Here is an 11,458-nt window from a genome sequence, read left to right as displayed (position 1 = left end):
GAGCCACTACCAGACAGCGCAGGGAGTGAACCATGCCAGATCTGACACCCGAACGAGAAGTCGCGTCGCGTGAGGCCATCGCGCGGCGCCCGGCACGAAAGTCGCGAGGACTGAAGGCCGTCGGCCTGCTCGGCTTCGTCTGCCTCGGACTCATGTTGGTGCTCGCCGGACTCGCCATCGCCGCCGGTGCGAGTGACCGCGACGGCACGGTATGGCTGGCGGTGGGCGCCGTTGTCATGGGTCTGCTCGCGATCGGACTGCTGATCGGCAGCCGCGTCCTGTTGCGACGTCGCGCGGCCCGCGACGGTGATCGTGCCCATCAGGATCCGATCCAGCCCGAGACCACCGCCGAGGAAGCCGAACGCTACGAGGAGCGGTTCCACGACTTCCCGGTGGAACACGCCGGAAAGAGTGAACGAGGACGAGACGACCGCCTCGCGGAGATTCGCGAAGAACGTCGAGCCGACAACGGAAAGGCCTAGAGAATGCGTGCAGTGACCTGGCAGGGCAAGCGAAACGTCTCGGTCGAGACGGTGCCCGACCCGAAGATCATCGAACCGACCGACGCCATCATCAAGGTCACCTCGACCAACATCTGCGGGTCGGACCTCCACCTCTACGAGGTTCTCGGTCCGTTCATGCAGGCGGGCGACATCCTCGGGCACGAGCCGATGGGGATTGTCGAGGAGGTGGGCAGCGACACCGGCGACCTGCGGGTCGGCGACCGTGTGGTCATCCCCTTCCAGATCTCCTGCGGCTCTTGCCTTTTCTGCAACGAGGGCCTCATGACGCAGTGTGAGACGACCCGCGTCACCGAGCAAGGGATGGGCGCCGCGCTGTTCGGCTATTCCCAGCTCTACGGCTCCGTGCCCGGTGGGCAGGCCGAGTACCTCCGGGTGCCGCAGGCCCAGTTCACCCACATCAAGGTGCCGCTGGAGAAGCCCGACTCGCGGTTCGTCTATCTCTCGGACGTGTTGCCGACGGCCTGGCAGGCCGTCGCCTACGCCGAGATCCCCCAGGGCGGAACCGTCACGGTGCTGGGCCTCGGCCCCATCGGCGACATGGCTGCCCGCATCGCCACGCACCAGGGAGTGCGGGTCATCGGCGTCGACCGCGTGCCCGAGCGACTCGCGCGGGCGGAGGCCCGCGGCATCGAGACCGTGAACTTGGACGCCGTCGACAACGTCGGCGACGCCATCCGCGACCTGACCGGAGGACTGGGTACCGATTCGGTCATCGACGCCGTCGGCATGGAGGCCCACGGGTCGCCGATCAACAAGGCGCTGCAGAGCGTCGTCGGCCTGCTACCGGACGCCGTCGCCCGCAAGGCGATGTCGGAGGTGGGTACCGATCGGCTGGGCGCGCTCTACTCAGCGATCGACATCGTCAAACGCGGCGGCACGATCTCGCTCTCCGGGGTGTACGGCGGCGCGGCCGACCCGCTGCCGATGCTGACCATGTTCGACAAGCAGATTCGGCTGCACATGGGTCAGGCGAACGTGAAGCGCTGGGTCGACGACATCATGCCGCTGCTGACCGACGACGACCCGTTGGGCGTCGACACCTTCGCCACCCACGAACTACCGCTCAGCGAGGCCCCGCAGGCCTACGAGACATTCCAGAAGAAGGACGACGGAATGGTCAAGGTGATCCTCAAGCCGTGAACCCGCGTGGCGTGCCGCGGCCCTTCGTCGCGGCACGCTCGCCGTCGCCCTGTGAAGTGCCGCCGCCGGTGTCGTCCTCGTCGACGACGACCTCGGACCGCAGGGTTTCGAGAATCCGCGTCAGCAGGCGCGACACGTGCATCTGGGAGATCCCCACCTGACGCGCGATCTCGCTCTGCGACATGGACTTGAAGAACCGCAACGTGAGGATGGTGCGCTCACGTTCGGTCAGCCGCTCGAGGGCCGGCTGCAGCGTGACGAATTCTTCGACGAGTTCCAGTCGCGCGTCCTCGTCGCCGAGGGTGTCGGCCAGCGTCCAGCCGTCGGTCGACGAACCGGCTTCGGCATCGATCGAGCTCGCCGTGTAAGCCGACCGGGCGACCATGCCCTCGATCACCTCGCTGACGGGCAGCCCGAGGTGCTGGGCGATCTCACTCGGGCGCGGCGACCGTCCGAGGGACTGCAGCAACTCCTCGCTGGCCTTGGCGATGTTGAGCGACGCCTCCTGGGCCCGGCGTGGCACGCGGATGGACCAGGTGCTGTCGCGGAAGTAGCGCTTGACCTCGCCCATGACGGTCGGGACCGCGAAGGCCAGGAAATTGTTGCCTCGTTCGACGTCGAAACGGTCGACGGCATGCATGAGACCGATCCGCGCCACTTGACGCAGGTCGTCAATGGGTTCCCCGCGCTCCGAGAAGCGCCTGGCGACATGGTCTGCCAGGGGCAGGCACCTCGCGATGACGTCCTCCCGCAGCCGGGCACGACGAGCGTCGTCCTTCTCCTCGTGCATGGTCCGCAGAGCCGGAAGGACATCACTGTAATCGTCGTGATCGCCCCGGTCACCCGACGCCATTCTCACCACCAGACTTCGAAGACAGCTCGAGATCGATGCGCAGACCTCGTGCCGCATCCAGAACAGGACTGATGTGCGCACCGGGTTCGACGCATATCCGAGTCCACCCAACCACGGTCGCCCGGCGGCGTCCAGCCACGGCGGCCCTCGGCTGGTCAGGGCGTCGCGTGGCAGGAACACACCGCATAGAAACTGCCGAAGTGGGCACAACCTTGTAGGTCGCTCTTGTGCAACGTAGGGTAAGAGATGCGGTTCAGGTAGAAGCTGCGTTCTAGAGCGTTGGGCGCCCAGGGCCTTCTCGCTTTCCACCATCACGCTCAATCCCTCTGACCGGGTGATCGTGAACTTGGGGTACTGACGCCGATTCGGTGCAGCACCAAGGCTTCCGATCCAGAAGTAACGGTCGTGGCCAGACGCACTTGACTGAATTGAGAACATCATGGCTCTCACCTCTTCAACCATCTTTCGTTCGGCGTTCGATCCCACTGCGGAGTCCGCGCCGAAGGCCCATTCCCACCAGTTGGTCTCCCCGAAATCGTATTGCGTGCAAGGCTTCTCCGGCAGCGTCGACCGCGACTCGGCGGCCGACTTCGCCGCCGCTCTCGACCGCGTGATCAGCGGCCCCGTCGACGGCATCGTCCTCGACTTCTCGGGCCTGAACTTCTTCGGAACCGTCGGGTTGGTGCTACTGCGTTCGTTCATCGACGACGCCGGTCGCCGATTCGTCCCAGTGGTGGTCGTGGGTGGCCGCGCGGTGACCCGCCCCCTCGAACTCTGCGGAATGGCGCCGTATGTCAAGACTTTCGAGTCCATCGAGGACGCGGGACGCGCTCTGACCCAGGATCAGGTCGGGCCGAGCACGATGGAGTTCACCGTCACCGAGTGAGCTCTGATCACCGTGCTGTCGTGATCTGACGCGCGATGTCGACCAGCTTGGTGTTCGAGTCCTGCGACAGGCGCTTCAGCAGGTCGAAGGCGGCCACCGCGTCGATGTCGAACCGTTCCATCAGCATGCCCTTGGCCTGACCGATGACGTCCCGGTTGGCCAGGGCGCTGTGGAACTGCTTGTCCTTCTTCACCTTGTTCCACGCGAGGGCGGCATGCGTCGCGAAGACCACCCCGATGTCCTCGGCGTGAAGGTCGAAGGCGAACGGCTCGTCGGCGTAGAGGTTCAACGCCCCGATCGACGTGGTGTCGGCGAAGAGCTGGAACGACAGGACGGAACGAATCGGCGTCTCGACGAGCGCGCGGCGGCGGTATTCGGGCCAGCGCTGCTCGTTCTCGAGGTCGTCGACTCGGACGATGCGATCGGCGAGCGCTGCCGAGATGCACGGTCCCTCACCGAGTTCCGCTTGAATACGGTCGTGTACGTCGGCAACGTCGTGCGTGGACCCGAACGACGCGATCGATTTTCGGTCGATTGCGACGGTGAGGCCGGCGTACGCGACTCCGGGGATGTCGACCAGCGCGTTCTCGACGATCGTCTTCGCAACCTGCTCGTCGGAGTCGTCGCCGTGTAATTCACGCGCCAGATCCGCGATCTTGCGGTGAACGTCATCGTCAGCCGGATCGGTCATGGTCGAACCCCTTTCGACGCCCGACGTGAGCGAACGACCACGGACGCGCATTGTTCGGCGTGCTCGTCCAACGTAACCCACTGCGCCACGTTCCGTGGGCGCCGGTGGTTACCGCCAGGCGCCTGACTGCCTCAGCGAAACGCCGCCGACCCGGTGAGTGCGCGCCCGATCGTGAGCTGGTGGACCTCCGAGGTCCCCTCGTAGGTGAGCACCGACTCCAGGTTGTTGGCGTGCCGGATCACCGGATACTCCAGAGTGATGCCATTCGCGCCCAGGATGGTTCGGCATTCGCGGGCGATCGCGATCGCCTCGCGGGTGCTGTTCAGCTTGCCGGTGCTGACCTGCTCGGGCGTGAGTTCGCCGCGGTCCTTCAGACGGCCGAGGTGGTAGGCCAGCAGGTGACCCTTGCCCACCTCGAGCGCCATGTCGGCGATCTTGGTCTGGGTGATCTGGTAGCCGGCCAGCGGCTTGTCGAACACCTGGCGGGACTGCGCGTACTCGATGGCCGCCTCGAGGCAGTCGCGGGCGGCACCCATCGCCCCGAAGATGATCCCGAAGCGCGCCTCGCCGAGAGCGGTCAGCGGTCCGCGCAGCCCCTCCGCCTTCGGCAGCATCGCCGAGGCGGGAAGGCGCACGTCGTCGAACACGAGCTCGGAGGTGACCGAGGCGCGCAGCGACATCTTCTTGGTGATCTCCGGCGCCGAGAACCCCGGTGTGTCGGTCGGGACGACGAACCCGCGGATGCCGCCGGGACTGTCGGCGAGGTCGGTCTGCGCCCACACCACCGCGACGTCGGCGATCGAACCGTTGGTGATCCACATCTTCGTCCCGTTGAGCACCCAGTCGTCGCCGTCCCGCTTGGCGTGGGTGCGCATCCCCGACGGGTTGGACCCGAAGTCGGGCTCGGTCAGGCCGAAACAGCCGATCGCCTCGCCCGCCGCCATCCGCGGCAGCCACTCGTTCTTCTGCTCCTCCGAACCCCAGCGGTGGATGGAGAACATCGCCAGCGAGCCCTGCACCGAGACCAGGCTGCGGATGCCGGAGTCGACGGCCTCGAGTTCCAGGCACGTCAATCCGTAGGACATCGCGCTCATCCCGGGGCAGCCGTAGCCCTCGAGGTGCATGCCGAGCGCTCCGAGTCCGCCCAGCTCGCGGGCGATGTCGCGGGCCGGCAGCCGGGCATCCTCGAACCAGTCGGCGATGTGCGGACGCAACTTCGAGGCCGCGAAGTCCCGCACGCTGTCACGGATAACGATCTCGTCGGCGTCGAGCAACGAGTCCAGGGCGAAGAGCTGGGGCAACGTGCTGGTGCGGGACATGGCGGACCTCCGTCGAGAATGGGACTCGCGGCGGGCGGGGGCCGTCGACGAGAACGTTTGCACGAACGTTTGCATCGCCTAAGGTAGGTGTTCGACGGCCGTCGGGTCAATCAGCAAGAGAGAGGATCAGCGTGGTCAGTGGTCAGCGCGCCCCCACGCTGAAGGAGATCGCCCGGCGTGCCGGCGTACACGTGTCCACCGCCTCCCGGGTGCTGCGACAGTCCGAGCCCGCCGACGGATGGTCGGCGTCGGCTCTGCGGGTGCGGGAGGTCGCCGACCAACTCGGCTACCAGCGCAATGTGTGGGCGGCCAGCCTGCGGACCCGCCGAACCACCACAATCGGGGTCGCGATGACCCGCCTCACCGACGGCGTCGTGGCCACGACCTACCAGGGCATCGAACAGGCCGCCACCCGGGCCGGGTACTCGGTCCTGCTGTCGTCCCCGCCCGACGAGGAAGCCGCTCAGCGACGGGCCATCGAACTCCTCGTCGGCCGGCAGGTCGACGGTCTGCTGCTGAGCGGACTACACCTGCCGGGCCGGGACTTCGTGGAGTCCCTGCGGGTCGGCGACCTCCCGATGCTCACCCTCACCCGGCACGCCGAGGCCGGACTCCCCTTCGTCGGCGGCGACGACGTGCGCGGCGGACGCATCGCCGCCCGGCATCTCCTGGAGCGCGGTCACACCGACCTCGCCGTCATCGGCGGGCCCGGCCACGCCACGACGGCCACCGACCGGCTCCGCGGGTTCCGCACCGAGCTGGCTCATGCCGGGATCACGCTGTCCGACGACCGCATCGTCGCTTCCGACTTCGAGGTTCACGGCGGGACGGCGGCCGGGCGTGCATTGCTCGATCGTCCGGACCGTCCCCGGGCGATCTTCGCGGTGTCGGACACCATCGCCATCGGAGTCCTCGGTGTCGCCCGCGACCTCGGACTCCGCATCCCCGACGACCTCGCCCTGATCGGCTACAACGACATCCCGGTGGCCGCCCAGCTCCCCGTGCCGCTCACGACGGTCCGCTCCCCCGCTCGGGAGATCGGCGAGACCGCGGTGCGCGGCCTCCTCGACCTCGCCGCCGGGCGGGACGTCGAATCCCGCCGCCTCCCGGTCGAACTGATGGTTCGCGGGAGCACGTGACCCTCAGGGCGCAGAGGTACCCGAACGTTCTTGCGCCGCACGGAACATCGCGACGACCGCGGTGCGGACGTCGCCACGATCGCGGACCGGGCGATCCCAGGCGAGCCGCACCCCGACGACCCCCTCGGGAACCGTGGCGTCGAACGTCGCTGCCTCGTGGTCGAATCCGGTCATCCGCGCCGCGACCGCATCGGGCCGCCCGCCCAGCACACGGCAGATCAGCAGCGAGTCGTCGGCATGATCGTCGTTCATGTGCGCGAGCACGGCTGCCACGACACCCGGGCTGAATTGGGCTGATTCCGAAGTGTTCTCGTCAGTCACGCCCGGCCTCCTCGCCCTCGGGACGCACGAACCTCGAGACCCAGCCCCGGAAGTGGTCGACGTCGCCGCCGTGCTCCTCGAACCATCCCCACGCACCGCCGCGCGCACCGGTCACGTCCCCGACGACGAGTTCGATGGCCTCGCGCGGGGTGCGCAGGATCGGGGCGTCCAGCGTGGTGCCCGCCGGGATCCGCTTGCGGGACCGCAGACGCGCGAACACCCCGGCGATGCCGTCCTCGGTCCGGTGATAGTCGGTGACGACCGCTTCCTCGTCGACGCCCGCCAACAGCAGGGCGATCGCGATGATCACCCCGGTCCGGTCCTTGCCGGCAGCGCAGTGCACGAGCGTCGCGCCCTCGGAGTCGAACTCGTTCAGCGCGGCGGTGAGTCGATGCCCGCCCGTGCGCATCATCGCGGTGTAGATCTCGACGAGCGCGGTGTCGGCGAGCCGGTCGACGCGGGCACCCGAGGACACCGGACGATGCACGACGCGAACGTTCGGCGGCCACGTGACGGCCATCCGACCCAGCTCGGTGGGGTCACGCAGATCGACGACGGTCGCCGGCGGCCAGGGCAGGCCGACGGGGTCCTCGTCGTCGGGATAGGGGGCGTCGCTGCGGATCAGGACGTTGGCGGCAGTGACGCCGCCGCCGGCGACCCGCATGCCGCCCAGGTCCCGGATGTTGGCGAAGGTCCGCAGGTCAGAGGTGGAGGAGAGGGTCACGGCGGTCCCGATCGTCGATGTGCGCGGTGGTCGGTCGCACCTCACCTTACGCACGCGATGGAACGGGCGGCGGGCTGACGTACCGTGGCCATGGTGACGACCTACCACTCCTACGAGCCGTCGCACGGCCATCGGCTCTCCCACGACCCGGTGAATGCCATCGTGGCGCCGCGGCCGATCGGCTGGATCTCGACGGTGTCCGACGACGGCGTCGGCAATCTGGCTCCCTACAGCTTCTTCAACCTCTTCAACTACACGCCGCCGGTCGTCGGTTTCGCCAGCGTCGGTTACAAGGACACCGTCGCCAACTCGGTCGGGTCCGGCGAGTTCGTCTGGAATCTCGCGACCGACGGCCTCGGCGAGCAGATGAACGCCACCTCGGCTGCGGTGCCCGCCGGCGAGGACGAGTTCGTCGTCGCCGGTCTGACGCCCCTGGCTTCTGATCTCGTGGCCCCGCCCCGGGTCGGCGAGAGTCCGGTGAGTTTCGAGTGCCGAACCACCCAGTCGTTCCAATTGCGCACGGCTGCAGGCGACCTCGTCGACACCTGGATGGTGCTGGGCGAGGTGGTCAAGATCCACATCGCCACCCATCTGTTGCGCGACGACCAGACCTACGACACGGCCGGCGCCCGGCCGCTGCTGCGCGCGGGCGGGCAGGGCGACTATTTCCTGCCGAGCGACGACCATCACCGGTTCATGAAGCGGCCGAAACCGGCCACCCGCTAGCGGCTCCCTCCCGGCCGGTTCCGCTCACATCGCGTGGCGGATCTGTTCGTTGCTCGGCATCCCGGTCCGGGCGCCGACCGCGGCGACGGACAACGACGCCGCCGCGACACCACGTCTCGCCGCCTCGACGACCGTCGAGCCGGCGGCGAGCGCGGCCGCGAACACGCCGTTGAAGGTGTCACCCGCGCCGGTCGTGTCAACGACCCGCCCGACCCGTCCGGCGGGAAGCGAGATCACCTCGGACGCGGGATCGGCGATCAGGACGCCGTCGGCACCGAGGGTCACGAGAACCGGTGCGCCCGTTCGGGACGCGACCGCCGCTGCCCGCTCGGCTGCCGGGAGCTCCGCGGCTACCCGACCGTCGGCGATCAACGTGCACAGGTCCAGGAGTTCCGACGAGTTGGGCGTCAGCACCGGCGCCGAGCCCATCAGGTCGACCGTCGACGGCAACACCGGGGCCGGGTTGACGACGCATCGCATACCCCGCGCAGCCGCCGTCGTCGCGGCTGCGGCAACGGCGTCGGCCGGGATCTCGGTGCTGACGAGGACACAGCCGGCCCACCCCGCCGCGCGGTCGACCGCGGCACGGACCTCATCGGCACCAAGGACGGCATTCGCGCCTGCCCCGACCGCGATCTGGTTCTCCCCGTGCGGATCGACGACGATCAGCGCCAGCCCGGTGGCGACGCCGTCGAGCACGTCCACGTCCGTCACGTCGACACCGGAGTCCCGCAGTTCGGCGAGTGCGCTCGCGCCCATGTCGTCAGAACCCACTGCGCCGCAATAACGCACCTCGGCACCCGCACGCGCCGCGGCGACGGCGGCGTTCGCGCCCTTCCCGCCGCCGTGACGAGTCACGCTCGGACCGACGACCGTCTCACCGGGCCCCGGCAGACGGTCGGTCGCCACCACGAGATCGACGTTGACAGCGCCGACGACGAGAAGTCGGCCGGCTCGATCGAGGGAAGTCATCGTGCCTTCGTATCCGTCAGCGCACCCGGCGTCCAGTCCGGCCAGTCGGGTACGCCGGCGACCAGACCGTCGACGTACCGCGCGACGATGCGCGTGGTCGGTCGCTCGTTGGCGTACACGGTTGCCAGGTCACTCCGCGCGATGGCCGTCCGGACGAGCGGCCACAGGCGTCGGAAGCGCTCGCGGATCTTGACCTCCAGGACCGCGTGCCCGCCACTGTCCACGCGCAATCGGACGCGATGGACGGCGAGAGCCTCGGGGATCATCACGACGTGCAGCGCGACTCGGTATCCGGCGGTATGCGCACGTTCGATGAGCTCCAGTTTCGAGGGATGCGAGAAGACCGTCTCGGCGATGAACGAGGTGCCGCGCTCGATGAGAGTGTCGCGGGTCGCCGCMGCCAACCGGGCGGCGTCGTAGGAATGGGCTTCCGCGGAGTCGGGCCACCGCTGCCGGGCGATCAGGTCGGCGTTGACGAAGGGCACATGCAGCAGGGGTTGCAGATGACGCTCGACCAGCGTCGACTTACCCGCGCCGTTGCATCCGACGACCAGATCGAGCCGAGGAGTCACTGCCCGAGGATGACACTCGTCCCGTCGGGGCGGTGTTCGACGAGCCGTCCGGCGTCATCGACGACCACCGAGGACAACCCTGCCGAAGCACGACGAACCACGTGGTCGTCGGTCGCGAGCCGCGCTTCGAGATGTGCGTCGATCTCGGCGTCGTAGACGACGGCTTCCTCGACGGTCAGCACCTCTCCCGGCAGATCGCCCGCCAGCGCGGCCTCGACCCGCTGACGCGACGCGGTGGTGCGCTGCGAGACGCTGCGCCCGAGTCGCGCCCAGTGTTCGAGTTGCTGCCGCGCCGACCGCTGCTCTCGCGCACCCTCCCGGGCCGCATCGGACACCAACGCGGCAGACAGCCGGGTCACCTTGTCCGTACCAGTGCTCATCCCACACCTCCCGCGCGTCTGTAGCAGAGTGCTACATCGCCTCAGCATACGCCGACGAACCCGTCGACGGTCGTTGTCGCACGACCGTCGACGGGCCGCGGCACTGTCAGTCGGCCTCGCGCGTCACCGCGTGGACGCCGCGTCCCGCTTCGGCAACACCCATCCCGGTCGCGGGAAGTGGCAGGTGTACCCGTTCGGGAAGTTGAGGAGGTAGTCCTGATGCTCGGGCTCGGCCTGCCAGAACGGACCCAGCTCCTCGATCGTCGTGACCGCCTTGCCGGGCCACAGCCCCGACGCATCGACGTCGGCGATGGTGTCCCGGGCGATGAGCTCCTGCTCCGGTGTCACCGGGAAGATCGCCGAGCGGTAACTCGTACCGACGTCGTTCCCCTGCCGGTTGCGCGTGGTCGGGTCGTGGATCTGGAAGAAGAACGCCAGGATGTCGCGATACGACGTCAGCGTCGGGTCGAACACGATCTCGACGGCCTCCGCGTGACCGGGGTGGTTGCGATAGGTGGCGTGGTCGTTCTGTCCGCCCGTGTAGCCGACCCGGGTGTCCAGGACGCCGGGCTGCTTGCGGATCAGGTCTTCCATCCCCCAGAAGCACCCGCCCGCGAGGACCGCGGTCTCGGTGCCGGGACGGACGGTGATCTGGCCGGTGTCGGTCGTCATGCGTTCTCCTCCTGGGTGTCGGTGGTGTGGGAATCCGTGGCGTGCGTGCCGCCGAACAGGCCGGCGTACTCGCCGTACCCCTCCGCCTCGAGCTCGCCGACCGGGATGAACCGCAACGAGGCCGAATTCATGCAGTAGCGCTGTCCGCCGGCCTCGCGCGGCCCGTCGTCGAAGACGTGCCCGAGGTGGCTGTCGGCGCCGGACGAGCGCACCTCGGTGCGTCGCATCCACAGGGTGCGGTCGGTCTTGGTGGCGACCGCGTCGGGCTCGATCGGCTTGTTAAAGCTCGGCCAGCCGGTGCCGCTGTCGTATTTGTCGGTCGACGAGAACAGCGGCTGTCCGGATACGACGTCGACGTACAGGCCGGGTTCGTGGTTGTCCCAGTACTCGTTGTCGAAGGCGCGCTCGGTCCCGTCACCCTGGGTGACGCGGTATTGGACGTCGGTGAGGCGGCTCAGTGCCTCGGGGGTCTTGCGGTAGGTGTTGCTCACTTCTCCTCCTGCCGACGCTCCCCGGCTCCGTCGTTCGACGGCGCTCGG

Annotated in this window: 15 protein-coding genes; 5 read left to right on the top strand and 10 right to left on the bottom strand. The window is 68.3% G+C overall.

Annotated elements, in window-relative coordinates:
- Positions 1 to 32: 32 nt before the first annotated feature.
- Positions 33 to 482 (top strand): hypothetical protein, encoded by a 450-nt coding sequence (locus A9310_RS22740; RefSeq protein ID WP_065632499.1) that lies wholly within the window; start codon positions 33 to 35, stop codon positions 480 to 482.
- A 3-nt stretch (positions 483 to 485) separates the two neighbouring features.
- Positions 486 to 1,664, top strand: a complete 1,179-nt coding sequence (locus tag A9310_RS22735; RefSeq protein WP_065632498.1) for a zinc-dependent alcohol dehydrogenase — start codon at positions 486 to 488, stop codon at positions 1,662 to 1,664.
- Here the strand turns inward: A9310_RS22735 and A9310_RS22730 are convergent.
- Positions 1,654 to 2,517 carry an RNA polymerase sigma factor SigF gene (locus A9310_RS22730; RefSeq protein ID WP_065632497.1) on the bottom strand — a complete coding sequence of 288 codons (864 nt, stop codon included), beginning with the start codon at positions 2,515 to 2,517 and terminating at the stop codon, positions 1,654 to 1,656. The two genes, A9310_RS22735 and A9310_RS22730, sit on opposite strands and share 11 nt — an antisense overlap.
- A gap of 439 nt (positions 2,518 to 2,956) precedes the next feature.
- Here A9310_RS22730 and A9310_RS22725 point away from each other — a divergent pair, with 439 nt between their 5' ends.
- Positions 2,957 to 3,403 carry an STAS domain-containing protein gene (locus tag A9310_RS22725; protein ID WP_065632496.1) on the top strand — a complete coding sequence of 149 codons (447 nt, stop codon included), beginning with the start codon at positions 2,957 to 2,959 and terminating at the stop codon, positions 3,401 to 3,403.
- A gap of 7 nt (positions 3,404 to 3,410) precedes the next feature.
- Here the strand turns inward: A9310_RS22725 and A9310_RS22720 are convergent, their stop codons facing one another.
- Complete coding sequence (locus tag A9310_RS22720; RefSeq protein ID WP_065632495.1) at positions 3,411 to 4,094, bottom strand: GAF and ANTAR domain-containing protein; 684 nt, start codon at positions 4,092 to 4,094, stop codon at positions 3,411 to 3,413.
- A gap of 131 nt (positions 4,095 to 4,225) precedes the next feature.
- The gene (locus A9310_RS22715) at positions 4,226 to 5,413 is read right to left on the bottom strand and encodes an acyl-CoA dehydrogenase family protein (RefSeq protein WP_065632494.1); all 1,188 of its coding nucleotides are present in this window, start codon (positions 5,411 to 5,413) and stop codon (positions 4,226 to 4,228) included.
- A 131-nt stretch (positions 5,414 to 5,544) separates the two neighbouring features.
- Between A9310_RS22715 and A9310_RS22710 the strand changes: the two genes are divergently transcribed.
- Positions 5,545 to 6,552: a LacI family DNA-binding transcriptional regulator gene (locus tag A9310_RS22710; RefSeq protein ID WP_065632493.1), complete on the top strand. Its 1,008-nt coding sequence runs from the start codon at positions 5,545 to 5,547 to the stop codon at positions 6,550 to 6,552.
- Between the two features lie 3 nt (positions 6,553 to 6,555).
- Here A9310_RS22710 and A9310_RS22705 read toward each other — a convergent pair whose 3' ends face one another.
- Complete coding sequence (locus tag A9310_RS22705; RefSeq protein ID WP_065632492.1) at positions 6,556 to 6,873, bottom strand: DUF2470 domain-containing protein; 318 nt, start codon at positions 6,871 to 6,873, stop codon at positions 6,556 to 6,558.
- On the bottom strand, positions 6,866 to 7,597 hold the full coding sequence (locus A9310_RS22700; RefSeq protein ID WP_083207499.1) for a tyrosine-protein phosphatase: 732 nt from the start codon (positions 7,595 to 7,597) through the stop codon (positions 6,866 to 6,868). Before A9310_RS22700 ends, A9310_RS22705 begins: the two co-directional genes overlap by 8 nt.
- Before the next feature lie 93 nt (positions 7,598 to 7,690).
- On the opposite strand from A9310_RS22700, the gene A9310_RS22695 reads away from it, so the two are divergent.
- On the top strand, positions 7,691 to 8,323 hold the full coding sequence (locus tag A9310_RS22695) for a flavin reductase family protein (protein WP_083207506.1): 633 nt from the start codon (positions 7,691 to 7,693) through the stop codon (positions 8,321 to 8,323).
- A 24-nt stretch (positions 8,324 to 8,347) separates the two neighbouring features.
- Here A9310_RS22695 and A9310_RS22690 read toward each other — a convergent pair whose 3' ends face one another.
- From A9310_RS22690 to msrB, 5 genes are all read right to left on the bottom strand, one after another.
- Positions 8,348 to 9,295, bottom strand: coding sequence for a PfkB family carbohydrate kinase (locus A9310_RS22690; RefSeq protein ID WP_065632490.1), 948 nt, complete (start codon positions 9,293 to 9,295; stop codon positions 8,348 to 8,350).
- A complete protein-coding gene (locus A9310_RS22685; RefSeq protein WP_065632489.1) occupies positions 9,292 to 9,867 on the bottom strand; it encodes a zeta toxin family protein in 576 nt (191 codons plus the stop codon). Before A9310_RS22685 ends, A9310_RS22690 begins: the two co-directional genes overlap by 4 nt.
- Positions 9,864 to 10,247 carry a hypothetical protein gene (locus tag A9310_RS22680; RefSeq protein WP_065632488.1) on the bottom strand — a complete coding sequence of 128 codons (384 nt, stop codon included), beginning with the start codon at positions 10,245 to 10,247 and terminating at the stop codon, positions 9,864 to 9,866. Before A9310_RS22680 ends, A9310_RS22685 begins: the two co-directional genes overlap by 4 nt.
- 123 nt (positions 10,248 to 10,370) lie before the next feature.
- Positions 10,371 to 10,919, bottom strand: a complete 549-nt coding sequence (gene msrA / locus A9310_RS22675) for a peptide-methionine (S)-S-oxide reductase MsrA (protein WP_065632487.1) — start codon at positions 10,917 to 10,919, stop codon at positions 10,371 to 10,373.
- Entirely contained in the window at positions 10,916 to 11,410 is a 495-nt protein-coding gene (msrB, locus tag A9310_RS22670; protein ID WP_065632486.1) for a peptide-methionine (R)-S-oxide reductase MsrB, read from the bottom strand. Before msrB ends, msrA begins: the two co-directional genes overlap by 4 nt.
- Positions 11,411 to 11,458 lie beyond the last annotated feature (48 nt).

It is taken from the genome of Gordonia sp. UCD-TK1 (genome assembly GCF_001691435.1).
Lineage (GTDB): Bacteria > Actinomycetota > Actinomycetes > Mycobacteriales > Mycobacteriaceae > Gordonia > Gordonia hongkongensis.
The sequence above is the reverse complement of the archived record's forward strand: the minus strand, read 5'-3'. Positions and strand labels throughout refer to the sequence as shown.